Annotated in this window: 30 protein-coding genes; 5 read left to right on the top strand and 25 right to left on the bottom strand. The window is 55.5% G+C overall.

What is annotated here, in order from left to right; all coding sequences use genetic code 11:
- Positions 1-13: 13 nt before the first annotated feature.
- From OCV80_RS04635 to OCV80_RS04585, 11 genes are all read right to left on the bottom strand, one after another.
- Positions 14-1,411: an ABC transporter ATP-binding protein gene (locus tag OCV80_RS04635; protein ID WP_267288240.1), complete on the bottom strand. Its 1,398-nt coding sequence runs from the start codon at positions 1,409-1,411 to the stop codon at positions 14-16.
- Entirely contained in the window at positions 1,408-2,106 is a 699-nt protein-coding gene (locus OCV80_RS04630; protein WP_055245604.1) for an energy-coupling factor transporter transmembrane component T family protein, read from the bottom strand. Before OCV80_RS04630 ends, OCV80_RS04635 begins: the two co-directional genes overlap by 4 nt.
- Positions 2,103-2,705 carry an MptD family putative ECF transporter S component gene (locus OCV80_RS04625; protein WP_055245605.1) on the bottom strand — a complete coding sequence of 201 codons (603 nt, stop codon included), beginning with the start codon at positions 2,703-2,705 and terminating at the stop codon, positions 2,103-2,105. The genes OCV80_RS04630 and OCV80_RS04625 overlap by 4 nt, the downstream gene beginning before the upstream one ends.
- A gap of 70 nt (positions 2,706-2,775) precedes the next feature.
- On the bottom strand, positions 2,776-4,518 hold the full coding sequence (locus tag OCV80_RS04620; RefSeq protein ID WP_055245606.1) for an ABC transporter ATP-binding protein: 1,743 nt from the start codon (positions 4,516-4,518) through the stop codon (positions 2,776-2,778).
- On the bottom strand, positions 4,515-6,308 hold the full coding sequence (locus OCV80_RS04615) for an ABC transporter ATP-binding protein (RefSeq protein ID WP_055245607.1): 1,794 nt from the start codon (positions 6,306-6,308) through the stop codon (positions 4,515-4,517). The genes OCV80_RS04620 and OCV80_RS04615 overlap by 4 nt, the downstream gene beginning before the upstream one ends.
- A gap of 91 nt (positions 6,309-6,399) precedes the next feature.
- On the bottom strand, positions 6,400-7,014 hold the full coding sequence (locus OCV80_RS04610; protein WP_055245608.1) for a TetR/AcrR family transcriptional regulator: 615 nt from the start codon (positions 7,012-7,014) through the stop codon (positions 6,400-6,402).
- Between the two features lie 300 nt (positions 7,015-7,314).
- Positions 7,315-7,671, bottom strand: coding sequence for an FMN-binding protein (locus tag OCV80_RS04605; RefSeq protein ID WP_055245609.1), 357 nt, complete (start codon positions 7,669-7,671; stop codon positions 7,315-7,317).
- On the bottom strand, positions 7,668-8,486 hold the full coding sequence (locus OCV80_RS04600) for an ABC transporter ATP-binding protein (protein WP_055245610.1): 819 nt from the start codon (positions 8,484-8,486) through the stop codon (positions 7,668-7,670). The genes OCV80_RS04605 and OCV80_RS04600 overlap by 4 nt, the downstream gene beginning before the upstream one ends.
- A 12-nt stretch (positions 8,487-8,498) precedes the next feature.
- Positions 8,499-9,497, bottom strand: coding sequence for a FecCD family ABC transporter permease (locus tag OCV80_RS04595; RefSeq protein WP_055245611.1), 999 nt, complete (start codon positions 9,495-9,497; stop codon positions 8,499-8,501).
- Complete coding sequence (locus OCV80_RS04590) at positions 9,494-10,555, bottom strand: FecCD family ABC transporter permease (RefSeq protein WP_110440244.1); 1,062 nt, start codon at positions 10,553-10,555, stop codon at positions 9,494-9,496. Before OCV80_RS04590 ends, OCV80_RS04595 begins: the two co-directional genes overlap by 4 nt.
- Positions 10,539-11,513, bottom strand: coding sequence for an ABC transporter substrate-binding protein (locus OCV80_RS04585; protein WP_110440243.1), 975 nt, complete (start codon positions 11,511-11,513; stop codon positions 10,539-10,541). Before OCV80_RS04585 ends, OCV80_RS04590 begins: the two co-directional genes overlap by 17 nt.
- A 281-nt stretch (positions 11,514-11,794) precedes the next feature.
- Here OCV80_RS04585 and OCV80_RS04580 point away from each other — a divergent pair, with 281 nt between their 5' ends.
- Positions 11,795-12,313, top strand: coding sequence for a ClbS/DfsB family four-helix bundle protein (locus tag OCV80_RS04580; RefSeq protein WP_055245614.1), 519 nt, complete (start codon positions 11,795-11,797; stop codon positions 12,311-12,313).
- 331 nt (positions 12,314-12,644) lie between these two features.
- On the opposite strand, the gene OCV80_RS04575 is transcribed toward OCV80_RS04580, so the two are convergent.
- From OCV80_RS04575 to OCV80_RS04520, 13 genes are all read right to left on the bottom strand, one after another.
- Positions 12,645-13,631, bottom strand: a complete 987-nt coding sequence (locus OCV80_RS04575; protein ID WP_162598951.1) for a helix-turn-helix domain-containing protein — start codon at positions 13,629-13,631, stop codon at positions 12,645-12,647.
- A gap of 531 nt (positions 13,632-14,162) precedes the next feature.
- Positions 14,163-14,585 (bottom strand): flavodoxin, encoded by a 423-nt coding sequence (locus OCV80_RS04570; RefSeq protein WP_256151945.1) that lies wholly within the window; start codon positions 14,583-14,585, stop codon positions 14,163-14,165.
- 36 nt (positions 14,586-14,621) lie between these two features.
- Positions 14,622-14,978 carry a DUF3793 family protein gene (locus tag OCV80_RS04565; protein ID WP_110440240.1) on the bottom strand — a complete coding sequence of 119 codons (357 nt, stop codon included), beginning with the start codon at positions 14,976-14,978 and terminating at the stop codon, positions 14,622-14,624.
- A 44-nt stretch (positions 14,979-15,022) separates the two neighbouring features.
- On the bottom strand, positions 15,023-15,814 hold the full coding sequence (locus OCV80_RS04560) for a class I SAM-dependent methyltransferase (RefSeq protein ID WP_055245618.1): 792 nt from the start codon (positions 15,812-15,814) through the stop codon (positions 15,023-15,025).
- 144 nt (positions 15,815-15,958) lie between these two features.
- The gene (locus OCV80_RS04555) at positions 15,959-16,735 is read right to left on the bottom strand and encodes a ZIP family metal transporter (RefSeq protein WP_267288239.1); all 777 of its coding nucleotides are present in this window, start codon (positions 16,733-16,735) and stop codon (positions 15,959-15,961) included.
- Positions 16,736-16,762: 27 nt separating this feature from the next.
- Entirely contained in the window at positions 16,763-17,464 is a 702-nt protein-coding gene (locus OCV80_RS04550; protein WP_055245620.1) for an L-2-amino-thiazoline-4-carboxylic acid hydrolase, read from the bottom strand.
- A 15-nt stretch (positions 17,465-17,479) separates the two neighbouring features.
- Positions 17,480-18,085, bottom strand: coding sequence for a class I SAM-dependent methyltransferase (locus OCV80_RS04545; RefSeq protein ID WP_055245621.1), 606 nt, complete (start codon positions 18,083-18,085; stop codon positions 17,480-17,482).
- 1 nt (position 18,086) lies between these two features.
- Positions 18,087-18,701, bottom strand: a complete 615-nt coding sequence (locus tag OCV80_RS04540) for a class I SAM-dependent methyltransferase (RefSeq protein WP_055245622.1) — start codon at positions 18,699-18,701, stop codon at positions 18,087-18,089.
- Positions 18,702-18,769: 68 nt separating this feature from the next.
- On the bottom strand, positions 18,770-18,928 hold the full coding sequence (locus OCV80_RS16535) for a nitrous oxide-stimulated promoter family protein (RefSeq protein WP_110440238.1): 159 nt from the start codon (positions 18,926-18,928) through the stop codon (positions 18,770-18,772).
- A gap of 224 nt (positions 18,929-19,152) precedes the next feature.
- The gene (locus OCV80_RS04535) at positions 19,153-20,772 is read right to left on the bottom strand and encodes an FAD-dependent oxidoreductase (protein WP_267288238.1); all 1,620 of its coding nucleotides are present in this window, start codon (positions 20,770-20,772) and stop codon (positions 19,153-19,155) included.
- Entirely contained in the window at positions 20,772-21,335 is a 564-nt protein-coding gene (ahpC, locus tag OCV80_RS04530; protein ID WP_015565305.1) for an alkyl hydroperoxide reductase subunit C, read from the bottom strand. Before ahpC ends, OCV80_RS04535 begins: the two co-directional genes overlap by 1 nt.
- A gap of 19 nt (positions 21,336-21,354) precedes the next feature.
- On the bottom strand, positions 21,355-21,903 hold the full coding sequence (locus OCV80_RS04525; RefSeq protein ID WP_055245624.1) for a ferritin: 549 nt from the start codon (positions 21,901-21,903) through the stop codon (positions 21,355-21,357).
- A complete protein-coding gene (locus tag OCV80_RS04520; RefSeq protein WP_055245625.1) occupies positions 21,900-22,289 on the bottom strand; it encodes a Fur family transcriptional regulator in 390 nt (129 codons plus the stop codon). The genes OCV80_RS04525 and OCV80_RS04520 overlap by 4 nt, the downstream gene beginning before the upstream one ends.
- Positions 22,290-22,485: 196 nt before the next feature.
- Here OCV80_RS04520 and OCV80_RS04515 point away from each other — a divergent pair, with 196 nt between their 5' ends.
- The 4 genes from OCV80_RS04515 to trxB are packed head-to-tail and all read left to right on the top strand — an operon-like array spanning position 22,486 to position 24,595.
- Positions 22,486-22,908: a rhodanese-like domain-containing protein gene (locus OCV80_RS04515; protein WP_055245626.1), complete on the top strand. Its 423-nt coding sequence runs from the start codon at positions 22,486-22,488 to the stop codon at positions 22,906-22,908.
- A 3-nt stretch (positions 22,909-22,911) separates the two neighbouring features.
- Positions 22,912-23,328 (top strand): RrF2 family transcriptional regulator, encoded by a 417-nt coding sequence (locus tag OCV80_RS04510; protein WP_055245627.1) that lies wholly within the window; start codon positions 22,912-22,914, stop codon positions 23,326-23,328.
- A 12-nt stretch (positions 23,329-23,340) separates the two neighbouring features.
- On the top strand, positions 23,341-23,661 hold the full coding sequence (gene trxA, locus OCV80_RS04505) for a thioredoxin (protein ID WP_055245628.1): 321 nt from the start codon (positions 23,341-23,343) through the stop codon (positions 23,659-23,661).
- Between the two features lie 10 nt (positions 23,662-23,671).
- The gene (gene trxB / locus OCV80_RS04500) at positions 23,672-24,595 is read left to right on the top strand and encodes a thioredoxin-disulfide reductase (protein ID WP_055245629.1); all 924 of its coding nucleotides are present in this window, start codon (positions 23,672-23,674) and stop codon (positions 24,593-24,595) included.
- A gap of 712 nt (positions 24,596-25,307) precedes the next feature.
- On the opposite strand, the gene OCV80_RS04495 is transcribed toward trxB, so the two are convergent.
- Positions 25,308-26,132 (bottom strand): DUF4300 family protein, encoded by an 825-nt coding sequence (locus OCV80_RS04495; protein WP_256264202.1) that lies wholly within the window; start codon positions 26,130-26,132, stop codon positions 25,308-25,310.
- Positions 26,133-26,158: the final 26 nt, after the last annotated feature.

Raw genomic sequence — 26,158 nt, 5'->3', positions numbered from 1 at the left:
GTCCTCGGCTGACTCATGGCGATCGTTTTTCAACCTCCACAACATTACCGCAGCAGCTCTCGATCAGCTCCCTGTCATGGGTGATCACGAGAATGGTTCTGCCGTTCCGCTCTTCGCTTTTCAGCCTTTCCGCAATCAGGCGCATATTTCGCCCATCAAGGCCGCTGGTAGGCTCATCGAGTATCAATATCCTGCGGCCGGAAAAGATGGCGCAGGCAATGGCAAGGCGCTGCTTCTGCCCGCCGGACAGGGTGGACGGGTGCGCATCCCTGTACTCGTAAAGCCCAAACTCTTTCAGCAAATGTCTGGCACGGTCTTTGTTTTCTTCCGTCAATTCGGTATTCAGCAGCAGCTCCTCCGCCACGCTTGCCGTAAAGAACTGCGTTGACGTGTCATTGCCGCAGTAATAGATCTCCCTGCGCCGGACTGCCGCTCTTGCTTTTTTCCCATCTATCAGGATATGACCCCTTGTATGCTTCGCCAGCCCGCAGAGGATCTGCGCAAGTGTGGTTTTCCCCGCGCCGTTTTGTCCCGTTATGGCGGTCACGCTGCCCTTTGGAACGGACAGCGAAATATCCTCAAAAATGACTTCTTTGCGTATTCTTTTCGAGAGCCCTGCTGTCTTCAAGACGGCAGGGTTTTCGTCTAATACGGAGGGAGCGGGAAGGCTCTTTCCCTCGTGCGGAGAGCGCAGCCCCATGCCTAAGATGTCTGCTTCCGGCAGAAGGAGTAAGTCCCGTGGTGCATACTCGGCCGCTATTCTACCCTCCCGCAGATATAAAAACCGGTCTGCGATCCCCATCAGCCAGTCGATCCGATGCTCCGTGAGGAGCAGGGTAAAGCCCTGCTCCTTGAGCTGCCGAAGGGTCTGCGCAAGCTGCCTCGTCCCGGCGGCGTCGAGGTTGGCCGTCGGCTCATCGCACACAAAGACCTTTGGCTTCATGGCATATACGGACGCAATGGCCGCCCGCTGCTTTTCTCCGCTTGAGAGGACGTCAACTGCCCTGTCTTTCAAATGGGACAGCTTCAACGCCTTTATGGCGGCGTCCGTTCTCTCCCGTATCTCCCGGGCGGACAGGCCGTAATTCTCGCAGGGAAAGGCCACCTCTCCGGCAAGCTCAGCGGAAAAGAACTGGCTTTTGGGGTCCTGAAAAACGCTTCCCACCAAACGCCCGATCTCCCATGTGGAAAGCCTTGATATGTCCTTGCCGTCTATCCGCACACTCCCGCTGAAAACTCCGGGATAGTAGGACGGCGCAAGCCCGTTGACAAGCCTTGTCACGGTGGTCTTGCCGCAGCCGGAGAGTCCCGTCAGCACGACGCATTCGCCGCTTTTTACCGAAAGGGAAATGTCCCGCACACCTCTGTCCGAGTTTTCGTATTGAAAGGAAGCGTGTGTAAGCTCGATCATGCCATGCTCCTTTCCAAAACCAAATAGGAAGCCGTGACTATCGCACATGCGGCTGCCGCGATGTGATCCCGCGCCCCGGCCCTTTTCTCATAATAGCTGCCGCGCACGCCCGGGCGTTCCGCGCCCCTTGCAACGGCGGAAACGGAAAGCTGATCGGCAAGCTGCAATACCCGAAGAAGAAACGGAACCAGCACATACTCCATGCTCTGCACGGGATGTGCGAGCAGCTGCCCCGCCGCGGTCAGCCCTCGGTTTTTCATCGACCTGCCTACCCCCTTTAGCTCCGCCCGCATGGTGGGGAAGAAGCGAAAGACCACAAGAAGCCCGAGAATGAACGGGGTGGGCATACGGAGGCGGGATAAGAATGCGGAGAGCATCCCCGGCGGCGTGGTGATCAGATCCCATGACACCAGAAAGATCGGCGACAGATTCCAGAACATCAGCACATAAAACTCCGAAAAGGCCGGCATGCGCAGCCCATGAAAGCGGATGCCGTAGAGCAGCAGCGCCAGCAGCAGATAAAAGCAGCCATAGGACGCGGCAAGTCGGAAGTTCCGCTGTAAGACGAGATAAAGAAGCGCCCCGCCGGTCAGGATGCAGGTGAGCAGCACATTCCCGCCGATAGTCACTCCGGCAAAGACGCACAGCAGTGCCCACAGCTTGACCGACACCGCAAAGGATGCGTCCGCTCTCATAGAACGCCGGCCTTCTTAAAATGCCTGCGGATCAGCCGACTGCCCACCATGCAGCCTAAAAAGCCCATCAGCGTCGTGAACAGCAGAATAAAGGCCAGCCAGCCGGGAGAGGTGTAGTAACGCACATAGGAATCGATATAGCTCTGCTCCATGCCGCTTGCCAGCGCAAAATCATAGTAGGTGTCCCAGAAAAACCAGATGGGCAGCAGATTGACCCCGTTGTACAGCAGGCTCGCCGCCGTCCAGGCGGCAGTCAGCCGTTTCGGTTTTTGGCAGGAGCCTTCCTTCCAGAGAATCACCTCGCAGATGACGCCCGTGACGATAAAGTAGGGGAGCAAAAACCAGTTGCCCATCAGGAGAAAAATCACGCCAAGCAGCGTCATATAGATCAGCGTCACAAACCGCTTGCCGATCCGGCTGACCATGAGCATATAGACCGGCGCGCAGAGGAACATGGTGATCCCCACCGACAGCACCATGCTGACAAAGTCGTTGGCCATGCAGACCATGTTGATAACGAGCTGGATCACGATCAGCACCGCCGAAAGCAGCACCGTTGTAATAACATCCTTAACAGACCATTTATTTGTTTCTTTCATAAACGCCTCCTTGTTTTCGACACTTTGTTTTCCAATATTACACTTGGAATCCTGTTTATCTCGCAACTTTCTACGCCGTCCACGCCATGCTCTCGCTCTGGAGCTGCGCCATGTGGCGGAACAGGCCGTTCTTTTTCAGCAGCTCGGCCGGAGAACCCATCTCAACCACGCGGCCGCCGGAGAGCAGGACGATCTGGTCGGCGTTCATGACGGTACGCATACGGTGCGCGATGATGAGCACCGTCTTATCCTTGATCAATCCGGACAGCGCCGCCTGCACCGCCGTTTCGTTTTCCACGTCCAGCGAGGCCGTTGCCTCGTCCAGCAAAATCACCGGCGCGTCCTTCAAGATGGCGCGGGCAATGGAGATGCGCTGCCGCTCGCCGCCGGAGAGCCGGGAGCCGTTTTCTCCGATCAGGGTATGGTAGCCCTCCGGCAGCTTGGATACGAAGGCGTCGCACTGCGCCGCCTTCGCCGCCGCCAGCACCTCCTCGTCGGTGGCGTCCCGCTTGCCGAGGCGGATGTTTTCCATCACGGTGTCGGCAAACAGCACCACATCCTGAAATACGATGGCGTAGTTCTTCAGCAGTGCCTCGCCGTCCACCGTGGACACGTCCACGCCGCCCAGCCGCACCGTTCCCTCCGCCGGATCCCAGAAGCGGGCTGCCAGCTTGGCTGCCGTGGACTTGCCGCCGCCGGAGGGGCCCACCAGCGCCGTCACCTGCCCCTGCTTCGCCGTAAAGGAGACGTCTCTTAGCACGTCCTCTTTTTCCCGGTAGGCAAAGGTCACGTGCTCAAAGCGGATGTCGTAGCCGTCGGGATCATATTCGGTCAGTCCGGTCATGCGCTTTTCGCTCTCGATCTCCCGCATACGCTCGATGCGCACCTCGCAGGCGAAAACCGCGGCCATGTTGGCAAACATGGAGCCGATGGGGTCATATACCCGGGTGGCGGCGATAAGGAACATCAGAAACGGGATCAGCGCCAGGTCGCCGCGGCTCATCAGCGTTACCCCCGTGAGGACGGTGGTGGCAATGCCCAGCTTTAAGAAGGATTGCGCCGCCGTGACTACGGAGCCTGTGAACAGCTCGCCCCGGATGGTGTCCCGCTCCGCCTCGTCCAGCCTGCGGTTCAGGTCAGCGATATACCGCGCCTTTTGGTTGCACGCCTTGATCTCCGGCGCGCACTCCAGCACCTCCTGCATGGCGTCAGTGGCCGCGCGGCGGGTGACGAGACCCTTCGTTATATGCCGCTTTTCCATGCGCCGGGAGAGATAGACCATCAGCAGCGACGCGGGCACCACCCACAAAAGAGCCAACGCCATCCGCCAGTCGTAAAGCAGCATGCCTGCGGAAATCAGCGCCGTGGAGAGGAGCGCGCCGTGCATGGCAGGGTAAAAGTGGGAGAAGGCCTTTTCCAGCGTCTCCGTATCCCCCATGATGGTGGTGGTCAGGTCGGTCAGGTCACGGTTTCCGAAGAAGGACAGCGGGAGCTGGCGCAGCACCTCCGCCAGCCGGATGCGGCGGTTGGCGCTTTCCCGGTAGGTAGCTTCGTATAAGGCTTTGTATTGGATCAGGAAGGTCACAAAGAGCGCGGCGAGGGCAAGGACGCCCGCGACCAGAAAGCGCGTAAGCCCCGTCCTTGGGTCTGTGCCGTTTGTCAGCGCCTCTACGATGCCGGAGAGTGTCGTGGCCAGCACGCCTACGGGCAGCATTTTGCTGATGTTGACCAGTACGGACCAGAACACGGCGGACACATAGTCCCTTGCGCCCTTCTCCGTCATGGCGTATTTTTTGCTGATGCGTTCGATCATGCTGCACCTCCTACCTTCCACTGCGCGGCCTTTTGGTATTCCTCCCACATGGCGGCGTATACGCCGCCCTTTTCAAGAAGCTCGTTGTGCTTTCCTTCCTCGGCGATCTCGCCGTCCCGGATGACGAGGATGCGATCCATGTTCCGCACCGTGGACAGGCGGTGGGCGATCATCAACACGGTCTTACCCTTCATCAGCGCCTCGAAGGCCTTTTGTATCTTCGCCTCGTTCTCGGGGTCTGCAAAGGAGCTGGCCTCATCCAGCACCACGATGGGCGCGTCCTTTAAGATCGCCCGGGCCAGCGCGATTCGCTGCATCTCGCCGCCGGAGAGGTACACGCCCTTGGCGCCGATCACGGCGTCCAGCCCGCCCGGCGTCTTTCCCAGAATATCGCCGCACTGAGCAAGCTGCGCTGCCCGTAATATCTCATCCTCTGTGGCGCTCGGCCGAGCGGCGCGGATGTTGTCGCGGATGCTCTTCTTAAACAGGCGTACCTCCTGAAAGACAAAGGAGATCTGCTCCATCAGCTCCGCGGTGGGGATGCTGCGCACATCCCGTCCGCCCAGGAGCACCGCCCCTGCCTGCACATCGAAAAAGCGCGGGATCAGCCGGGCGATGGTGGTCTTGCCGCCGCCGGAGGGACCCACCAACGCCCACGCCTCCCCCTGCGGCAGATGGAAGCTCACATTCGTCAGCGCGGGCCTGTCCGCGCCGTCATAGGAAAAGGTGACATTCTCAAAGGAAATTCCTCTGTCCGCGGGCTTGCTTCCGCTGTCCGCCGCAGGCTCGGGAAGGGGCGACTCCCGGAGTATCGCCTCCAGCTTGTTCACTGCCTCGGCGGCCTCCATCTGTGCGTTGACCGCGTACATCAGCCGCTCCATCATAAAGGCAAGCTGGGGCGCGAAGAAAATGTAGAATACCAGATCGGCCAGCACTGCCCAACCGTCTGCCGCTCCGCCTACGAGAACCATCCCCAAGGGCATGAGAAGCAGGAACATGGCGTTCAGCACTACTGTAAACAGGGTGTAGGGCATACGGCACATCATGGCGTAGCCGCTGGCAAGGTCGCGGTAGCTGAGGATGGCGGTATGAAAGCTCTTGAAGGAGTAAACCGTCTGCTGGAATACCTTCACCACCGGGATGCCCCGGACATACTCCGTGGCCTCGGCGGAAATGCGCTCTCCGGCGCGCTGGTATTCCTCAAAGAACTTCATGCCTCTCCCGGTCATCATGGTCATCAGGCAGACAAGCCCGATGATCATGGGGATCAGGCAGGCAAGCCCCATGCGCCAGTCAAAGACGAAGAGCAGTCCCACCGCCAGTATCGGCGTTACGATTCCGCCCACCGCGTCGGGGATGGTGTGGGCAAGGAGCGTTTCTGTCAGCGCCGCGTTGTCGTCGATCTGCTTGCGCAGCCGTCCCGTGAGGTTGGCGTTAAAGTACCCCAACGGCAGGTCAATGAGATGAGCGGCCGCCGCCTTTCGCATATTCGTCGCCACCCGGAAGGCCGCAAGGTGCGTGCACATAAGCCCGGCGAAATAGATCGCTGCGCTCAGAAGTGCCGCCGCCAGCGCATACCAGCCGTAGCGGGCAAGCCCTGCCGGAACGCCGCCTCCCGGCGTTAAAATGCCCCTGGCCGCGTACCAGACAAAAACGAATGGGAAAATGCCGACCGCCGCCGAAACGCCGGACAGCCCGCAGCCCAAGACGGACAGCCACTTATGCCCTCCGGCGTATTCCAGCAGCCTGCCCAGCACCGGCGGCTGCTTTTCTTTTTTCTGTTTGCTCATATTCCGTGTTCCTTTCTTAAAATATATGGATTTGGTGGAGGATGTGCCGCATCGGTTAGAGGCGACTAACCAACAGTTATTTTTTTAAGGCTCATTCGAGCCTTAAAAGTCCGCTCCAGCCGGAGTGGAAAAAGATAGCCAGTTCATCAACGTATTTCATGGCTTCCTCTCTCGGCATGTTGTGGACGATGGTTTCACACACCGCCGTAAAGTAAGCTCTTGTGATCATGTGATGAAGCTGACGAGTCATGCTCCCGGAGAGCATACCGTTTTTTCTGAGGAGGGCGTAGTATTCTTCGGATCGATCGACCTCCAGTTCCACCAGCACCTCGATGAAATCCGCGTAGCCCGTTCCCTCCGCCCGGCAGAGGATCAGCTTGAATTCGTCGAAATGGTCGTACATGAACGCGACAAGCTCGTGCAGGTGTTGGGTGGAAAGCTCCAGACTGTCTTTTGCTCTCCCTTCCGGGATGAGGTCAAAATAATCATCCTGTGCCGCCTTGAAGCGGGTGAGCAGCTCCTTTGCGGTCTCACCCACAAGGTCTTCAAACAGAGCGGTCTTATCCGGGTAGTAGCCGTAGAAGGCACCCTTCGTGAAGCCTGCCTCCGCGACGATTTTATTCAGAGATGCGTCCTTAAAACCTTTTTCCAGAAATTCTTTTTTCCCAACTTCGAGGATCTTCCTTTGGGTTTCCGTTCGTTCCATTTCCTACGCCTCCTGATATACCAGCAGTACATACCACTGGTATATTATAACCGCGTAGATTTGGTTTGTCAATGGGAGTGACACATTTTATACTAAACACATATACCCTTGCTTGGAGGATTCGCGATATTCTTTTGCGCATGGAAGGGAGTTCATACAGCCATATATGGAATCTCCAGCGAAATGCCTGCGGCACTTCGCTGGAAAAGCACTTAAAACAGCAGCTATGGCTGATTTTTTGACTTGCCCTTCATCTCACCCATTCTATCACCGCAAAATATCCTTTGCAACGCAAATGGTTCATCGGAGTGCCGCCTGCGCGAGGCAATCTCTGACCGCTTCACGAATGGCATCGCTGGTAAATGTTGCGGATGAAACGGCATCCACATCCCAAGTCTGCGCCTCCACGATCCGGGAAGGGAGTTCATCTATTGCGCGGTCTGAGATATTTACTGTTTCGCTGTGAGATAGGACATGTACAGACAATATGCTACTCCCGTCAAACTCTACCTCTACGGTAACCGGACCGGAATAACCTTCAGCGGAAGCCGTATAAACGCCCGCCGTGTAGATGTCTCCCGATTTGCCGCATCCTGCGCACAGCAGCAGCGCACCCACCAGCACGGAGAACAGCACTGATTGCACCCCTTTTTTCATGTGTTCGAACCTCCTGTTTTTTTGTTCTGCTCCGTTATCCTGAAGGGGAGGCATACCGGAACATTTAATACCGGATGTGTAATGACCTCCGCTTCTACATCAAAGATTTCCCGCAACGCCTGCTGGGTAATAACCTCTTGCGGCGTACCTGCGTTGTGCAGTGTCCCGTCTTTGATCGCCACCAAATAGTCGGAAAACATGATGGCATGATTTAAATCATGAAGAACCATTACGATGGTAACACCATTTTCCCGGTTGAGGCGGCGCAGAAGGTACAATATATCCAGTTGGTGCGAGATGTCCAAATAGGTCGTGGGTTCATCCAGAAACAGCAATCCGGTTTTCTGCGCCAACGCCATGGCGATCCATGCCCGCTGTTGTTGACCTCCCGAAAGTCTCTCCATTTCTCTGTGTTCAAGGGAACTCATGCCTGTACTGGCAAGAGCCCACTGAATGATCTCCCGATCCTTTTCACCGAGACCGCTCAGCGCCGACCTATAAGGAAAACGCCCGTATTCCACAAGGTCGCCGACTGTGATGCCGGCAGGGGCTTGCGCTCCCTGCGGCAGCAGCGCAAGCCTCTGGGCAACACGCTTTGTCGGCATTTCGTGGATCGCTTCGCCATCAAGATATACTGCGCCGGAATCCGGGGAAATGATCCGGCACAGTGTCTTCAGTATGGTGGATTTTCCAGAGCCGTTGGAGCCTATCAAGGTGGTTATGCTGCCTTCAGGGATTTTTAAGTCAAGCCCCCTGAAGACGGCCTCCCCGTTATATCCGGCAGACAAACCCTTTGCCTGCATATGTGAAAGCATAGACATCCTCCCTTAAAAATACCTGCGGAGCAGGAACAGAAAATACGGAGCCGAAAGCACGGAGATCACGATACCAACCGGGATATCCCTCGGCTGAAAGGCAGACCGTCCCAACGTGTCTGCCAAAAGCAACAGCAGCGCCCCCAGCAGCATGGAGGCAGGCATAAGGGCATGGTGTCTGCCTCCGATCAACCTTCGTGCCATATGCGGCGCTACCAGTCCCACAAAACCGATCCCTCCGCTGACGGCAACGCAGGCAGAGGTAAGAGCCACCGATGCAATCAGGAGCAGTCTTAACTCCCTCTCTACGGCTATCCCCAGAGAAATGGCCGTATTCTCTCCTAAGAGCAGAATATCCAGTATATTCGACTTTGTAAGAAGAAAAGGAACCAGTATGAGCATATATGGCAACAGGGCAAGAACCTGATGCCAGCTCGTTCCCCAAATATTTCCTGCAAGCCATCTTGCCACGAGTTGATAGCTGCTGTTGTCCATGTTCGCGGCCATGATCAGCATAAAAGAAGAAAATAGGGACGCAAGCCCGATGCCGCCCAACAGAAAATATATTGGGATGAGTTTTCCGTTCCTCTTTGCAAAAAGATACAGCAGTCCCGTTGTGCAAAGCCCGCCCGCTATGGCAAATATCGGCTGGTACGCCATGGTACGTATATGCAGTGCAGGGAAAAATGTCAGGAACAGCATAACGGCAAATCCCGCCCCTGCGTTTATGCCCAATATCCCCGGATCGGCCAGCGGATTCCCCGTGACAGTCTGCATAACGCATCCGGCAAGTGCCAGACCCATCCCACATAGAACGGCGAGGACGATTCTCGGAACGCGAAACTGCGCTACGACTACGGAGGCTCCATCCGTATGCGGTTGGAATATGCTGTGAACCGCAGTCGAGAAGGAAATTCTTGCGTAACCACTGTTAACGGATAAGATAGCCGCAGCTACAATCAGGATAAGAAGACCGTTGAGGATAAGGAGCTGTCTGGTTTTCTTTTTCATAAGACCATGCCCTCCTTCCTGAAAGTAAGCGCAAAAAAGACGGGCACGCCGAGGATGGATACCAGTGCGCCGACAGGCGTATCAAAAGGGGCGTTTATCATGCGCGCCGCAATATCCGACAGCACCAGCACAACGCCGCCCATGAGCGCAGACACGGGAACCAGCCTGCGGTAATCACCGCCCACAAGAAGTCGGGATATATGCGGCACAATAAGCCCGATAAATGCGATGCCTCCCACGAGCGATACACTGGCTCCCGCAAGCAGCAACACCACAAGCATACCGAAAAGCCTGACCGTGCGGACATTTACGCCCAAGCTGGCGGCGCTATCTTCTCCCAGTGCCAGCGCTGATAGTCGGCTCGATAAAAGTAAACCAAGCGCACTGGCTGAGAGAATCACCGGGGACAGCATTTTCAAGCTTTGCCATGTCACGCCGGACAAACTTCCCGCGCTCCAGAAAGAAAGGGATTTCACGATTCCAAACGCCAGAGAAACCGCCTGACTCAACGCGGTAAGCAGGGCTGATACAGCAGCGCCTGCCAGAATGAACCGGAAAGATTCGGATCTATGTTTGCCGGCGCCGAAACCATAGACCATGAATACCGCAAGAGCGGCTCCGGCAAAGGCGGCGCATGTTTTCACGATGTCTGGTGCGGCGGGAAACAGAATTGCGGACAGTGCAACAAAGAAACCGGCTCCCGCATTGATCCCCAGAAGGCCGGCGTCCGACAGGGGGTTTCTGGTAATTCCCTGCATCACAGCGCCGGAGAGAGCGAAGGCCATTCCTGTCAGCCCGGCAGCCAGCGCCCTGGGCATACGCATTTCCAACATAATCATTCCAACACCGGAAGCCTTAGCGGGGGACATAACCGTTTCCGCAAAGACCTTGAAGCTACCGCCAGCAATGCCGGTGCAGACGGAGAGAACCATTGAGAACCCAAGCAGCAGCACCAATGCGGCAAGAATAATCAGAAAAGCCGGCGCGGAGCGTTTGTATCTCTCTTGTCTCTGCGATATTCCCGCAACCGCGCCTGTTTCCTTACTCAACGTCCCCATGGTTCAGAATCGCGTTCGCGAGCTTTTCCAAATAGAGTTCCTTTCCCATCGCCGTAAAAGCCATATTATACTGATCTTCGTTGATACCAAAGTAAACGTTGCCGGCTTTGACCGCTTTCATATTCTTCCACACGGCAAGGTTCCCCGTGTCTCCAGCTCTGCCGTCGTCGCTAAAGAAGAAGATGTGATCTGCATCGATCAGGGAAAAGTATTCCGCATCGACCACTTCACCCCAGACATTCTCCGGTACTCCGGCTGATGGTGTGAGTTTCAGCTCATCGTAGACAAGCTCACCCGGCCCGCCGCTGCGATAGATGTAATAGGAACCAAAATGAACGGAATTGGCCTCCAATACAGCAAAGGTTTCGTCCCCAATCATATCCCTGATTCTCGCCGCAAGCTCCGCAGCTTTGACGTCGTAGTCGGCAAGCCATTTTTCTACGGCTGCTTCTTTATCAAACCACTGCCCCAGTTGCTTAAATCTTCCGCGCCAGTTAACATAGCTTATGTCATCATCGATCATGACCGTGGGAGCAATAGCCGCGAGTTGTTCATAAACCTTCTCGTGGCGAATATTCATAATGATCAGATCAGGCTTTAACTCCGCGATCTTTTCGAGGTTCAGGTCTCCGGTAGAAGAAGACCCGGAGTAATTGCCGACAACCTCAATACCTCTTTCGGCAAAAAGCGTTGTCAGATGTTTGGGGACAGACACCCCATCGAACATGCTGGTATTAGCCGAGGCAATTACCTTCATATCCAGAATAAGAAGTTCCTCTGTCAAGCCAGCTACATCAACGATGCGCTGTGGATTTGCCGGGATGGCAACCTCGCCCTTCATATCCGTTACCGTGACGGTATCCGAGACCGATCCCTGCGGCGTGGTATCCGTTCCAGCACAGGCTGCAAGAGCAAACACAAGCACAAGGCACAACATGAGCATTGCGGATTTTTTCATTCTGATGACCTCCTGAGTAATAAATCTTTAGTTAGAGTAAGCTAACCAACGGGCGCGCATAGCGAAATAACAGAACAGCTGAGTCTTTTAACCGTGTGGGGTCAACCTTTTCTAACCGCCTACCATTATACAGTCGGCGAAAGGAAAAATCCCCCCGAAAACGCCATGTCTTTCCCCTAAAGCGCCATGATGCTCAGTGCAGTAATAGAATAATTCATAAAGCTATGCTATAATCAGAATCATTGCTCAATAGACAAACCGGAATTTATGGAGGTGTTTTTTTGCGAGTATACAAAAGCAAAGAAGAACTCAAAGCTGAAATCAATAAAACTTTTGAAAAATATATTTCGGAGTTTGATAGCATACCAGAAGCCTTAAAAGATAAGAGGGTTGATGAGGTTGACCGGACCCCGGCAGAAAACCTTGCCTATCAGGTGGGTTGGACAACATTGGTTCTTAAATGGGAGGAAGATGAAAGGAAGGGGCTTCAAGTAAAGACGCCGTCGGACGAATTCAAATGGAACCAACTTGGCGAGCTGTATCAGTGGTTCACGGATACCTACGCTCATTTGTCTCTTCAAGAGTTGAAAGCCGAACTGAACGAAAATGTCAAGTCTATCTGCGCAATGATTGATTCGCTCAGTGCGGATGAATTATTTAAGCCGCATATGAGAAAATGGGCTGATGATGCTACAAAAGCAGCTGTATGGGAAGTTTACAGGTTCATTCACGTTAATACTGTTGCTCCTTTCGGAACTTTTAGAACTAAGATCAGAAAATGGAAAAAGGCGGCGCTGTAACTTCCGGTTCATCAAGCCAATATGCCCTTAAAACACGAGCGGCGGGACAGCCTTTATCTGTCCCGCCGCTCTGCTTTTTCAGCGGTCAAAGTTTTACTTATGCGTAGGCTCGTTTACAGCCCCGCGCGAATGGTTAATTCCGCCCAGCACTAACATCAATGTGTATGCCGCTGCTGAGCAACTCACATTTCAAATGATATAGTTTCCACTGGGCAAGATCTTCCTCGAAATGTGCTGCCTACTATTCTGGTTTTTCAAGGGAAGATGCAATCTTTGTAATTTCCATCCAAGTAACCACAAGAGAATACACCTGTGTCTTTGCTCTTATGTTTCAGAATGGTAAGCTCCGCTTATATTCACTCGGAGTGCATCCAAACTTTTTTCGGAAGGCGTCGCTGAAATGGCTGATGTTGCTGTACCCCACCAACCCTGCTATGTCTTTCACCTGAGCATCGGGCACAGACAACAGTTCGCAGGCGTGCTCCATGCGGCGATTTAACATATATTGATATATGGTGATTCCATAGTGCTTTCGAAATATCTCACGAAGTTTGGATTCACACATAAAGTGCTGTTTGGAGAGCTCCGCGATGGTCACGGGTTCCAGAAATCCCTCATCTATCTGTCGCCTGACCCGAAGTAACGTCTCGCTATCCGCCCAGCTCAACGACCCCTTCACAGCAACAGAATTCTGATCCATCATCTCGTTCGCAAAGGCTGCAACAAGTTCCAGTATCTTTCCTTCTTGATACAATGACTTTGCACAATCATTGTAGTTACACTGCAATATCTGGCGTATTGTGGCTTCTATGGTAGCGGTGATTCTATGTTTTGGTGGAGTTTTACCCCCGCTAAAGGCGGTGCAAGCCTTTTTCTTCTGCAAACCATCCATCACAGAGCGAAACCGACAGGGATGCAGGTTCAGCCCGACACCTATATATCTCTGTCCTGCCTCATAGATATTTTCCGCATCAAACAGACCGCTGCCGTATACGCAGCAATCTCCCTTTTCCAACAACGTTTTTTTGTTTCTGCCCGAAGCCTTCCACTCCAATGCGTCGGAAAGAGAGAAAATGACGGAAAAAGAATCCTTATACACTTGCTCCCGCAATACTGTGTCCCTGTAAAACATTACATCGCAGATATACATCTCGATATTGGGGCACGGTGAAATATAGCGGAAATATCCTTCTCCAATGTCGCTTGGCAAAGCAACCTGATTGTCTTTCATAATACCGCAAAGCTGCTGCATTGCGGGGGAGAAAAAGTCGCTGCGATCCGTTTGCCCATGAAGAAAATCATATTGTGCTTCTTGCATACCAGGCCACCTCCTCCGACACATGATTAGACACTTTTATGCAAATTGGTCCATTCCACCTTTCCAGTTCCAGTTCTGCACACTGGTTAGCCTGCTCTAACCAGTGGATGAAATAAAAGGCAGACTGCCTGTACGCAGTTTGCCTCAAATCCGACGGCACAGCGCCTGTAAAAAATATTTTACCATAAGCGCGCAGGGATTTCAATGTAGAACACCAGGCATCCCTGATTTTCCTGCGAATTTTCCGTTTGCCCAATGTCATCCGTGTGCCGAGAGGGAAGGCCTCAGTGCTTTCAGCGAAAAAATCAATCGATTCAAACACGTTTTCTTATTCGGCTTTACGTCTACTCAACACAGAGCCTCTCTGTTCACATGTCTTGGATGCTTGAGCATATTCTTTTTCAATACTCGCCATACAGCGCAAGGCAGGAACACCGCAAGAGGTGTCCCTGCCTTTTCGGATAGGCTGTTTGGCAAATGCAACCCGCGCAATCTGCCGCTAAAGTTACCGTCAATGGCAGGCATCATTTTTCATTCCACCAATGCCTTGCCCAGAGCGCGGCAGGCTTCAAGCGCCGCGTCGTCGGGAGTCTCCGTGCAGATCACGCTCTCGCAAACGAGGTTCACCCCTGCGCTGTCGCAGTCACTCTCCCAGGTACGCATCCACTCGCCGTCGCCCCAGCCGTAGGAGCCGAACAGCGCCGCGCGCTTGCCGCCGAGGCTGTGCTTGCAGGCATCGAACATGGGCTGGAACTCCATTTCCTCCAGCACCTCGGCGCCCATGGCGGGGCAGCCGAAGGCGATGGCGCCGTAGGCATTCAGATCGCCGGGTGCGACCTCGGCGGGCGTGAGCAGCACAGCCTCTGCGCCCGCGGCGGTCATGCCCTCGGCAACGGCACGCGCCATCGCCTCCGTATTGCCCGTACCGCTCCAGTAAATAACAGCAGTTTTCATGTTTGTAAGTTCCTTTCTTTTCATGATTTTATATGATCAAACCGCGACGGCAAGCTGCTCCAGCTTCAAGCCGCTTTGCCAGAGTGTGCAGTAGATCTCCGTACATTTTTTGTATTTTGCGAACAGTGAGCGCGCCTTTTCCTCGTCGCCGTAGACCTTCCAGAGCCCCGCGCACTTGAAATCGTTCGCACGGTGGTCGATGAAGCCCTTTACATCCTCCGGCGGGTAGCTGAGAAACAGCCCTACCTCATGCGGAAACTCTCCGCTCTCGTCTCCTTTGAATGTTTTCCGGTTAGCATACTCTAACCCTATAGCCCTTGAGAAGCCGCCCGAAGGCGGCTCTTCAAAAATCACCGACTGCCGCCGTGAACGGGCGTCATGGTTCTCTGCCAAGTAAGCCTCGGATGCAGACCGGCATTGCTGATGTCATCGCCGCCTTACTTCCTTCCCACCAGCAACGTTGAGCCGCGAAGCATCAGGCGTTTGGCCTCCTTCGGCGTCATAAAGCTGCCATCGGTCGTGTCCATCAGCTCCACGCGCTCATAGCCCATATCCCTGAGCTTTTGGACAAATGCCTGCATATCGCCGTATCTACCGGGCGACATCAGGTCGTGGATGGCAAACGTTCCGCCCTTTTTCAGCACACGTAACGTTTCCAACAGAAGCGCCTGCTTGTCTTTCCCCGCGATATTGTGATAGACATAATTGCTGGTCACCGCGTCGAAGCTCTCGTCGGGGAAATCCAGCTTCACTGCGTTCCCACGTTGGAACGAAGCGTTTTTCACGCCCTCCGCAGCAGCGTTTTTTTCGCACAGCGGCAGGCTGAAGGAGGCGTATTCCTTGCCCCAGCGGTCGATGCCGACCATTTTTCCCTGGGGATTGCGCTTTGCACAGGCAATGGTCAGCGCGCCGCTGCCGCAGCCGATATCCAGTCCCACGCCGCCCTCCGGCAGCGTGATATGCTCCGCCGTGCCGTCAATGATCTGCTTTGAGAGCTTGCGCTCGCCGTCATAGGAAAAGCTCCGATAGGCATACACGCACCACTGGGTGTACTTTGCACAGACGACAAAGGCGACTCCGAATACCACGCCCAGCACGACGCGCAGCTTTCCGCTCACTTCGATGCCGAATACGCCGAAAACCAGCAGCAGCGCAAGCGATAGTGCTGTTCCCGCAATGAGCGAAAACATCATTCCCTTGGGGATCCAGTTTTTGTAGTCAGGCTTCATTCTTGGACTCCTTTCTTTTCTAACGGTCCTCATGCGAAAATCCCTGCGGTCGTCGCCGCGTCTCAGCGTTTTCGTTCGATGCCGGGTGCAGACCGCGTCATAGGTAATATCATAGCTGTCGCAAAAGCAGCGGCACCTCCGCGCCTATCCCAGCGCCACATCCAGCGTCATCATGACGCTGAAGCCCACGGCAAAGAAAATCGTGCCGATGTTGGAGTGCTTTCCCTGTGACATTTCAGGGATAAGCTCCTCCACCACCACATAGAGCATGGCGCCGGCGGCGAAGCTCAGCAGATACGGCAGTGCTGGGATCACCAGCTGCGCCGCAAGAATCGTCAGCACCGCGCCGATGGGCTCCACCACGCCGGAAAGCACACCGCCGAGAAATGCCTTGCCCTTGCTCTTGCCCTCCGCCCGCAGCGGCATGGAGATGATCGCGCCCTCGGGAAAATTCTGAATGGCGATGCCAAGGGACAGGACAAGCGCGCTTGCCGCCGTGATCTGCGCGTTCCCCGCAAGGAAGCCCGCGTACATGACGCCAACTGCCATGCCCTCCGGAATGTTATGCAGGGTCACCGCCAGCACCATCATGGTGGTGCGGCCCAGCCTGCTTTTCGGGCCCTCTGCCTGCTCGCTGCCCACATGAAGATGCGGGATCAGGTGGTCGAGGGCAAGCAGGAACAGCACACCCCCCCCAAACCCAACAAAGGCAGGAAGGAAGGACAGCTTGCCCATGCCCTCCGACTGTTCGATGGCAGGGATCAATAAGCTCCAAATCGACGCTGCCACCATCACCCCGGCGGCAAAGCCGGCAAGGGCGCGCTGCACCAGATCGCCAAGGGATCTTTTCATAAAGAACACGCAGGCCGCGCCCAGTGCCGTACCCAAGAAAGGGATCATGATTCCAAGAAAGGTTTCCATTTGTCTCACCGCCTTTGCGTTGCAGTATTATTTGTTCTTTCTGAACCCCGCCTCGTCCCGGTATTCGGGATGCGCCTTCAGATACGGGTCTTTATCGCCGCAGATGGTATAGTCGCATCGGCAGCCGTCCACGCAGGTAGTCGTCCGCACCAGTCTTGCGTGGAGCAGTTCCATGGACGCATAGTCCACATTGCAGAGGGCAGGCATGATGTCTGTAAGACCGTGCCGGATGGCAAACTCCGCTGCCGGACACGATGTAAACTCATAATAGATGGGCTTGTCGGTTTCATAAGGTGCAACCGCCATCTCGTAATCGTGCCATTTGTCGCAGCCGCCTTTCGCCCGCACAAACGCTCTGTACATCAGCTTCCTCCAGAACGGCTTGTTGCAGTCCACGAACCGCAGCTTGCGGAAGATCGGCAGGATCAGATTTTCCTCCATCTCCTCGATCTCGCGGAAGGATGTGACGGCCTTGCAGACCACATAATAGCTCATGATGGCGATGCAGTCGTAGGTGCCGCCTACGCCGTTGTGGAAGTTCCGTTTGCCGCCCAAGTCGGTGCGCCAGTCGGAGAGGAAGTCCGCATACTGCCGCTGTACCTGTTCCCAAACCATCTCCCGCTCCGCTTCCGGGTAGTGCAGGGCGATCTTCGCCCGTATCTCCTTCTTGCAGGACCGGGAATACAGCACATGGCATTTGCGGTCGAATAGGAGCTTCTTGTCCTTCATCTGCCTGCTTCTCCCTCATTTCCGCGCCGTGACGCAGAGCCAGCCTTTCTTTTTGTGTATCTGCACATCGTGAAAGCCCGCCTGCTCCAGATGCGCCTTTAATTCAATGTCCTTGTAGATGGTCATGCCGCCGATGATCTCCGTCCACTTTTCGTCCCTGTCTGTGTCGCCGTTGCTCTCGTTGCAGATGAGAAATGTCCCGCCGGGCTTCAGCACCCGATAGACCTCCCGGAAGCACTGCGGCAGATCAGGCCAGAAATAGACGGTTTCAAAGGCCGTGACCGCGTCGAACCAGTTGCCCGCAAACACCATATCCGCCACACTGCCTTGCAGAACGGCGCAGCGACCCTCCACGATGGCGGCCTCATTGACCTTTTTGGATTTCTCTACACTGACGGGTGAATAGTCGATGCCCTTGACGACGCCCTGCGGGCATTTTTTCAGCAGTCTCTTCATGTTCGCACCGCCGCCGCAGCCGCAGTCCAGCACCCTGGCGTCCGGCGCAAGCTCTAAAAACTGAAGGCCCCACCGAGCCACGGCGCTGTGACCCAGATTCATCATGGCGACCATGATTTTCCCGCCAAGGCCTACGGGCTTGCGGGTATTTTCAAAGAATGACATCTTACCCCTCCGATTTCACACATTCCGCATAGGTCAATGGGAACGAAGCTTTCAGCACAGCGCTTTTCCGCACCGTCCAGCCGTTCTGCCGCAGGAAGCGCAGGTACTCCTCACTCGTCCACCTGCTGTGAAGAGGGAAGCCTGCCAGCCTCATGAAAAATGCCCTGACCTTGCCGGAAAAGGAGTTTTCCGCGTGGGTGAAGGTGGGCGCGATGAGCACGCCGCCGTCCTTCAGTACCCGGCGGATCTCGGCAAGGGCCTTCTCCGGCTGCGGCACGATGTGCAGCGCATTGGACACGATCACCACATCGAAGGATTTGTCCGCATACGGCAGGCGGAACATATCCTGCACCGAAAAGTGCAGCTTCGCCGAGCGGTTATCCCGTCTGGCTTCGACAATCATCTCCGCGGAGGCGTCCGTCGCCTCGATGTGCGCCGCCGCGTTCACGATGTTTTTTGCAATCAGCCCCGTGCCGGTCGCCAGCTCCAGCACCGTTTTCGCTTTCACGACCGTCCGGATGTGCGCACACATTTCGTCATACGCCGCCCGATCCTTTCGCATAAAGCGGTCGTACCGACCGGCATTTTTGTCCCAAAAGTTCTTTTGTTCTTTCATAGCTGTTGCCCTTATCTCTTCTTTGTTTATTTGCCGCCTTGCGCCTCTCGCAAGACCTCACATCGCCGCTAAATTTTCCCGTGCGGGCATCTGTCCCGCCGCTCTCTGGCGTCTTCCAGCAGGGCGGCACACGCCGGGCAAAGTGTCTCACCCCTTGTCCCATGCACGCCCCGGCAATATCGGCGCACCATGAGGGTAACGGTTTCGATCTCCTTTTCCTTGTTCAAGCTTTATGTTCCTTTCTGCTCTGTATTTCAGTTAGCCATCTCTAACCGCTTGGTGGAAGAAAAGGCAGGTCGCCTGTGTGCAGTCTGCCTTGGCTTCAGTCGCATATCAACCCCGGTTATCACAACGCCGTTGTCAGCGCAGAGACCGTCAGCAGTTACTCAAGCAACTGATATATACTGCTTCCGTCCATCATCCCTCGGGCCGATCCGGTGTATCGGCTCTTTTACTCTTGCTGTTCCAGCGTGTCCAGCAACTGGCTTATGCTCTTTTTCCCGAACAGCACCTTTTCGCTGTTCAGCACGAGACAGGGTACGCTCATGACATTATACGTTTCCTTCAAGGCGGGGAAGTGATTCAGATCGTATGCCTCTGCCCTGACATTAGGGTTGAGGGCGGCTATGTGCTGGGCTGCAATCACCAGCTCCGGGCACATGGTGCAGGAAAGCGAAACGAATATCTGCATATCTGTGGGTGCGTCAAGAGCCTTTATTCGGTCCATAGTTTCCTCGTCAAGAGCCTGTCCCGGTCCGGCCACGTTATAAAGCCCCATGATAAAAGAAGTAAATTCGTGTCCGCCCGGTACCCCGTGGAAGGCGAGACCGGAGTCGCTGCCGTCAGAGCGCAGCACACGCACCAGCGGCACATGCTCAGCGCCGTCGGTAGATTTCCTTACTGTGAGTTTGGGTGTGAGCTGCGCAAGCTCCTCCATGTAGGAGCGGAGTTCCGTTGAAATAGCCTTCTCGTCAAGGTAAAGCTCCAGTATCAGGGGCTCCTGCATCCTTTCAAATACTGCCTCAAGCTGCTGCATTACCTGCTGCGGGAGCACCCCCTCGGGCTGAGCCTCGCCGCCGGATGCCGCCTTCGTTTCTTTTATCTCAGGCTTTTGGGGGCGGAGCCCGGTTTTTTCCTGCATGGCTGCGGCATACTTTTCCAGCGCCGTCGCAGCCTTTGCGCCATCGCCCACGGCGGTGACCACCTGCCGCAGCTCCTTCACACACACATCGCCCGCGGCGTATACGCCCTCAAGGCTCGTCCGCTGCGAGCCGTCCGTAACCATATAGCCCCTTGGATCAGTCTCAATCTTGTCCCGGATCAAGGCCGTTTCCGGCTCGTAGCCTGCAAACACAAACACGCCGAAGGTACCCCCATGCGGTGCGAAAACCGTTTCCTCTCCGGTTTTCAAATCTCTGTATCGTAGGCTCCGCAGCGCCGTATCGCCCGTGGCCTCCACCACTGCGGTATGGGAGCGGACAGTGATCTTCGGATGCTCTTTGGCGGCGCGCGACACAGCCTCGGCGCAGGTGAAATCCTCGCCGCGAATCAGTACGGTGACGTGCTTTGCGTAGCGTGTCAGGAAAACGCTCTCCTCCGCCGCGGCAAAGCCGCCGCCTATGACAAAAACCTCCTTGCCGGTAAAAAACTCGCCGTCGCAGGTGGCGCAGTAGGCTATGCCCCGTCCACGGAACTCCGCCTCGCCGGGAAAGCCTATCATACGCGGATGGGCTCCCGTGGCCAGAAGCACTCCAAAGCAGCGGTATTCTCCGCGCCCGGTCTTCACGGTCTTGACGTCCCCATCCAATTCAAAAGCCGTGACCTCGGCCAGCAGGAACTCTGCGCCGAAGCCCTCTGCCTGCTGCCGCATTGTGTCCGTCAATTCTCTGCCGCTGGTTTTTGCTACGCCGGGATAGTTCACGATCTCATTCGTGATAGTGATCTGGCCGCCGAAATGCTCCTTCTCCACCACCAACACGCGATAGCGTGCCCTGGCAAGATAAAGGGCCGCCGTAAGTCCGGCCGGCCCTCCACCTATCACGATTACATCATAGAGCTGTTCCATCTCCATTACAGCATGCCCACAAGGTCAAGGCTGGGCTTGAGGGTCTCAGCTCCGGGTTGCCACTTGGCGGGGCAGACCTGGTCGCCGTGCTCCGCCACAAACTGGCTGGCCTGAAGCCTGCGGAGAAGCTCGTCGGCATTGCGGCCCACGTTTCCTGCGTTGACTTCGTATACTACGATCTTGCCCTCCGGGTTCACAATGAAGCTTCCGCGCTCTGCAAGGCCGTTTTCCTCGATATACACCTCAAAGTCGCGGCTCAGCGCATGTGTGGGGTCGGCCAGCATGGGATAAGTGATCTTGCTGATGCGCTCAGAGTGGTCGTGCCACGCCTTATGTACGAAATGTGTGTCGGTGGATACGGAATAAACCTCGCAGCCAGCCGCCTTAAACTCGGCGTATTTGTTCTGCAAATCCTCAAGCTCGGTGGGGCAGACAAAGGTAAAGTCTGCGGGGTAGAAGAAGAACAGGCTCCATTTGCCCAGCACATCCTGCTTGGTCACGGTCCGAAACTCTCCGTTCTGATATGCCTGTGCGGAAAAATCGCTGATTTCTTTGTTAATAAGTGACATGGTTTAATCTCCTTTTCTTTTATGATTGGTTTGATTGCCGAATCGGGGGACGGCGCCATTCCATCGTCATGGAGGGCGCGGTGTAGACCCGTGCCTTCAGCTCGCTGTTGAGCATATACAGCCCCTTGCTGTCTCCGCCGAACAGCTCCATCTTGGTGATGAGGTCGGCGGCGTTCTTCTCCTCCTCGCCCTGCTCCTTAATGAACCAGCCCAGCATCTGCATGGCGCGGAAGTCCCTGACCTCGTACGCGGCGGCGTAGATGGCATCGATGCTGGCGGTGACAAGCCTCTCATGCTCCAGCGCCTTTTTCAGCGGCGTCATGTGATCGTCTCGTTCCCACTCCGGTTTTGCAATGGTCTCAAAGGTGACGCCCTCGCCGTTATTCTGCAAATACTGATAGAACAACATGGCGTGATCCCGCTCCTCCTGCGCCTGTACCCGGTACCAGTTCTCAAAGCCGTCTAAGCCTACTGAGGCGTAGTAGTTGGCAAAATCCAGATACAGATAGGCGGAGTAGAATTCCTTGTTGATCTGCTCGTTGAGCAGCCTCGATACGTTAGCGTTCATCGGGTGCCTCCTTCAGCGTTGTTTTCTTCCTGTTCCCTGCAATCGGGACAGATATACCGGATTTTAAGATCATACGAGAGGATATCGCGTCCCAGCGCGTGCTCGATCCGGCTCTGCATATCCGGCAGGTGAACGTCCGCGATTTTCCCGCACCGGCTGCAAATCAAGTGATCGTGCCGTTCCGTTCGGTCGTACCGGTCCGGCGAACCCGACTCCGTGATGCGGTGCAGCAGACCCTCCTCCGTCAAGGTGTTCAGATGCTTATACACGGTGCCAATGGCGATGCTGGGATGCTCCTTTTTCATCTCCATGAACACCTGTTCCGCCGTGGGGTGCCGCTGAAGCTCCGTTACGGCAGCCAATATTTCCTCTGCGTATTTCGGCATACTGCCAGCCCCCTAAATACAAGAATAAGTCTTATTCTTTCGCCTTTATTATACCCATATTTCTCTCTTTGTCAACAGTCACAAGGGTCTTGCGCCCCAAAATTGCTTCAAAAACCTTGACAGCCTCAACTGTATCTGTTATAGTCACAGTATAAACTGTATCAGCGATAAGCACAAATGTTTTGGAGGTGTATTTATGCGTCAGATATTGCTTTTTGCGGCACTTGCCGCCTCGCTTGCGCTGCTGAGCGGCTGCGCGCTGTCCAAGGCAAAAGCGGACACGGCGGAGGACATGACAGGCAAGGCGGCGTATCAGAAGATCAGCGCCGAGGAAGCCTATGAGATGATGGTCTCGCAGGAGGTCGTGGTGGTGGACGTCCGCACCCGGGAGGAGTACGACGGCGGGCATATTGAAAACGCCGTCCTTGTCCCCAACGAGAGCATCGGCAGCGAAATGCCCGAGGCGCTGCCCGATAAGGAGGCGACGCTGTTGGTCTACTGCCGCAGCGGCCGCCGCAGCAAGGATGCCGCCCAAAAGCTGCTGAAGCTGGGGTATCAGAGCGTCTACGACTTCGGCGGCGTCATCGACTGGCCCTACGAACTTGTGAAGGAGGGATAAAGGGTGGACAGTTCCTTTAATCTGGCCGTCCACGCGCTGGTCTGCCTGAGCCACAGCGGACGCTCCCTCAGCAGCGAAGCGCTGGCGGAGAACATCTGCACCAACCCCACCCGTGTTCGCCGCGTCATGGCGGGGCTGAAAAAGACAGGCATGGTGGAGACCCGGGAGGGCTTGGACGGCGGTTACCGCCTGACGGCAGACCCGGCGAGCCTTACCCTACGGCAGGTGGCGGAGGCAGTGAATACCCGCTTTGTGGACTGCGCGTGGCACAGCGGCGACATTGACCGGGACTGCGCCATCTGCTCCGGCATGGCGGGCGTGATGGACACGCTGTACCGGAACATGAACGAGCAGTGCGCCGCGTATCTCTCGCGCATTACCGTCACGGATATTGAAACACAGCTTTTTACACAGGAATAGGAGGATTTTACGATGCTTACCATTACGACCAACAGCTTTGAAAATGACGTCCTGCACGCGGACAAGCCCGTGCTGGTGGATTTCTGGGCCCAGTGGTGCCCTTACTGCCGCCGTATTGCCCCGGCCTTCGACAAGGTGGGGGAGCAGTACGCCGACACGCTCATCACCGGGAAAATCAACTACGACGAGGAGCCGCAGCTCATCGAGCGTTTCGGCATCGACACCATCCCCACGCTGATGCTCTTTAAGAACGGCGAGGTGCTCGGCTCCATTGTCGCACCCGGCTCCAAGGCGGCCATCGAGACATTTATCCGGGAAACGCTGGAGCAGTGAGGATGTGGCTATGGAGCAGATCTATGACATGATCGTCATCGGCGGCGGCCCCGCCGGATACACCGCCGCCCTGTACGCCGCCAGAAGCGGGCTTTCTACCCTGGTGCTGGAAAAGCTCTCCGCCGGCGGGCAGATGGCGCTGACGGAGCAGATCGACAACTACCCTGGCTTTGAAAGCGGCATCGACGGCTTTACGCTGGGCGAAAAAATGCAGCAGAGCGCCGAGCGCTTCGGCGCGGTGACGGAGCGGGCGGAGGTGTACAAGGCCAGCCTTTCCGGGGAGATCAAGACCTTGGACACCAGCGAGGGCGTCTTTCAGAGCCGCACGGTAGCCATCGCCACCGGCGCGTCGCCTCGTCCCTTGGGCGTTCCCGACGAGGAAGTGCTCATCGGCAAGGGCGTTCACTTCTGCGCTGCCTGCGATGGCGCGCCCTATCGGGGCAGGACCGTGGCGGTGGTGGGCGGCGGCAACTCCGCCGCGGCGGATGCCCTGACCCTGTCCCGTATTGCCCAAAAGGTCTACCTCATCCACCGCCGCGACAGCCTACGGGCAACGAAAGTCTATCATGATCCGCTGATGAGCGCGCCCAACGTGGAGTTCTGCTGGAACAGCACCGTCTCCGCGCTGCTGCACGAAAGCCGCCTGACGGGGCTGCGGCTAAAAGACGTCAACACCGATGCGGAGCGGGAGCTTGCCTGCGACGGTGTGTTCATTAGCGTGGGACGCGCCCCGGCGACGGAGCTGTTCCGAAATGAGCTGGCACTGGACAAGTCCGGCTACATCATCGCGGACGAATCCACCCGCACCAGCCTCCCCGGCGTGTTCGCCGTGGGCGACGTGCGAACCAAGGCGGTGCGGCAGGTGGTCACCGCCGTATCGGACGGCGCGGTAGCCGTCCACTATGCGGAGGAATATCTGGCGGAGAATCGGTAAAGGGGCTGCGAACGATCCTCTCATCGGCAGTTCATGTCCGCAGGCAACACGATTGCGAGCCTTGCCTCATAGGGGTGCAGGGTAAGAGAATTTAAGGAGACAATATATGTGGCTGTTTTTAGGAATTTCTGCGATCATTTTTACAGGATTTAATTTGATTTGCTCTTTTAAAAGTAAAATGAAAAATGGTTTAGATTCGGAGCTATTTCTTTCACTGCATTGACCGTATGTTCCTTTTATTCAGACGGAGCGATGCGTGTGCTAAATGAAGATTGGGGAGGCTTGATGGATATCATGCCAACCATGAGCAAGGCTCTGGGGGTATGTGTAGGAATATCGATTTTATTAAACTCTGTTTCGCTCTTTAGAGAGAAATAACCACATCTCTATCCCAAGGACAACGCCCTCGGCTGCACACGGCAGGTCTGTGCCTTTGCCGTAGCCTACGTGAAATTTGAAAAGCTGAACGCCAATGCTTGTATATGATAAAGAAGCAAACTAAAAATGACAGCTTTCTCTAAAGATTTCACGCATATTTTAGCAGGAACATCGCCGTTGCGGCAAGCAATGCAAATTAACATTCTATGATTTGAAGTCACTTTGCAGCGTTGATGCGCTTTATCTGGTTTTCTCCACAGCTTCAGCGGAGGATAATATAAGAAATCCCCGATCGGAGTCGGGGATTTCTTATATTGGCAGCAACGCGCAGTCCTTAGTCGAGCACGGAGCTTCCGCTATCCGGGTTTGGACGCCAGCCGTCCATAAGCTCGTCGTTCTCCATGATAAAGGGGCTCGCCGTATTCTGTCCCCATGAGGTGTCATATTTCCCCATAAGATAATCGCTCAGCGCCGTTCGGTCCGCAAAGCGCAGCATCCGGTACGGCTCCTGAAAGGCGACCTTTTCTACAAAGTACAGCGTCCCGTCCTCCGCCGTCAAAAGTACGCCAACATGCCCGACAAACAGCAGAGATTCCTCCTCGGTCGGCTTATCGTGGAAGAATACCGTGATGAGGCGGATCCGTTCATTCTCCCGAAAGGCAACGCCGCGGGATGCCCATTCCTCTTGTACGGTTTGCACATGACGCTTGATCTCCGTGGTATCCTCCGCCTTCATGGAGGAATACAGTGCTTGGAAATCTGCAAGGCTGCTTCCGCCCAGCGCATCGGGATCTGCTTTCAGCGTTTCCTCGTCCACAAACAGCACATCTTCACCGGTATTGATTTGAGAGTCCGCGCTCACGGAGAGGAAGTCCCCAAACAGGCTCATGGCGGTGATCCGGCAGTTATAGCCCGGAAACGTCCCGTTCTTCGCCGTCCATTCGTCCTGCATTGCGTAAGGGTCATATTTCGTATATAGCAGCTCCGCTTCCTCAAAGCCATCCGTAAGCCATTCCTGCTTCACGCTGTCATTAAAGCGGTCCACACGGCGGAAAAAGCTCTGAATACGCCCGTCCGACACGCCTGTGTCGGAGAGCAGCTCCTTCAAAAGTTCCCTTGATCCGCTGTCGTTCAGGTTCGTGTACTCGATCCTATCCAATGCCGGTCGCTGCTCGGCCGCGCCGC

Origin of the sequence: Oscillibacter acetigenes (assembly GCF_025567605.1) — a bacterium.
GTDB lineage: Bacteria > Bacillota > Clostridia > Oscillospirales > Oscillospiraceae > Oscillibacter > Oscillibacter welbionis.
Note: the sequence above shows the minus strand (reverse complement) of the source record. Positions and strands in the feature narration are given on the sequence as shown.

Excerpts from the sequence above, each read along its gene's own strand:
- OCV80_RS04630 (WP_055245604.1), bottom strand. The coding sequence starts at position 2,106 with ATGAGAGCGGACGCATCCTTTGCGGTGTCGGTCAAGCTGTGGGCACTG.
- ahpC (WP_015565305.1), bottom strand. The coding sequence starts at position 21,335 with ATGTCACTTATTAACAAAGAAATCAGCGATTTTTCCGCACAGGCATAT.
- OCV80_RS04575 (WP_162598951.1), bottom strand. The coding sequence starts at position 13,631 with ATGCAAGAAGCACAATATGATTTTCTTCATGGGCAAACGGATCGCAGC.
- OCV80_RS04635 (WP_267288240.1), bottom strand. The coding sequence starts at position 1,411 with ATGATCGAGCTTACACACGCTTCCTTTCAATACGAAAACTCGGACAGA.
- OCV80_RS04590 (WP_110440244.1), bottom strand. The coding sequence starts at position 10,555 with ATGGGGACGTTGAGTAAGGAAACAGGCGCGGTTGCGGGAATATCGCAG.
- trxA (WP_055245628.1), top strand. The coding sequence starts at position 23,341 with ATGCTTACCATTACGACCAACAGCTTTGAAAATGACGTCCTGCACGCG.
- OCV80_RS04595 (WP_055245611.1), bottom strand. The coding sequence starts at position 9,497 with ATGAAAAAGAAAACCAGACAGCTCCTTATCCTCAACGGTCTTCTTATC.
- OCV80_RS04540 (WP_055245622.1), bottom strand. The coding sequence starts at position 18,701 with ATGAAAGAACAAAAGAACTTTTGGGACAAAAATGCCGGTCGGTACGAC.
- OCV80_RS04615 (WP_055245607.1), bottom strand. The coding sequence starts at position 6,308 with ATGAGCAAACAGAAAAAAGAAAAGCAGCCGCCGGTGCTGGGCAGGCTG.
- OCV80_RS04525 (WP_055245624.1), bottom strand. The coding sequence starts at position 21,903 with ATGAACGCTAACGTATCGAGGCTGCTCAACGAGCAGATCAACAAGGAA.
- OCV80_RS04520 (WP_055245625.1), bottom strand. The coding sequence starts at position 22,289 with ATGCCGAAATACGCAGAGGAAATATTGGCTGCCGTAACGGAGCTTCAG.
- OCV80_RS04550 (WP_055245620.1), bottom strand. The coding sequence starts at position 17,464 with ATGAAGGACAAGAAGCTCCTATTCGACCGCAAATGCCATGTGCTGTAT.
- OCV80_RS04585 (WP_110440243.1), bottom strand. The coding sequence starts at position 11,513 with ATGAAAAAATCCGCAATGCTCATGTTGTGCCTTGTGCTTGTGTTTGCT.
- OCV80_RS04605 (WP_055245609.1), bottom strand. The coding sequence starts at position 7,671 with ATGAAAAAAGGGGTGCAATCAGTGCTGTTCTCCGTGCTGGTGGGTGCG.
- OCV80_RS04600 (WP_055245610.1), bottom strand. The coding sequence starts at position 8,486 with ATGCTTTCACATATGCAGGCAAAGGGTTTGTCTGCCGGATATAACGGG.
- OCV80_RS04620 (WP_055245606.1), bottom strand. The coding sequence starts at position 4,518 with ATGATCGAACGCATCAGCAAAAAATACGCCATGACGGAGAAGGGCGCA.
- OCV80_RS04545 (WP_055245621.1), bottom strand. The coding sequence starts at position 18,085 with ATGTCATTCTTTGAAAATACCCGCAAGCCCGTAGGCCTTGGCGGGAAA.
- OCV80_RS04555 (WP_267288239.1), bottom strand. The coding sequence starts at position 16,735 with ATGGAAACCTTTCTTGGAATCATGATCCCTTTCTTGGGTACGGCACTG.
- trxB (WP_055245629.1), top strand. The coding sequence starts at position 23,672 with ATGGAGCAGATCTATGACATGATCGTCATCGGCGGCGGCCCCGCCGGA.
- OCV80_RS04625 (WP_055245605.1), bottom strand. The coding sequence starts at position 2,705 with ATGAAAGAAACAAATAAATGGTCTGTTAAGGATGTTATTACAACGGTG.
- OCV80_RS04535 (WP_267288238.1), bottom strand. The coding sequence starts at position 20,772 with ATGGAGATGGAACAGCTCTATGATGTAATCGTGATAGGTGGAGGGCCG.
- OCV80_RS04610 (WP_055245608.1), bottom strand. The coding sequence starts at position 7,014 with ATGGAACGAACGGAAACCCAAAGGAAGATCCTCGAAGTTGGGAAAAAA.
- OCV80_RS04570 (WP_256151945.1), bottom strand. The coding sequence starts at position 14,585 with ATGAAAACTGCTGTTATTTACTGGAGCGGTACGGGCAATACGGAGGCG.
- OCV80_RS04515 (WP_055245626.1), top strand. The coding sequence starts at position 22,486 with ATGCGTCAGATATTGCTTTTTGCGGCACTTGCCGCCTCGCTTGCGCTG.
- OCV80_RS04560 (WP_055245618.1), bottom strand. The coding sequence starts at position 15,814 with ATGAAGCCTGACTACAAAAACTGGATCCCCAAGGGAATGATGTTTTCG.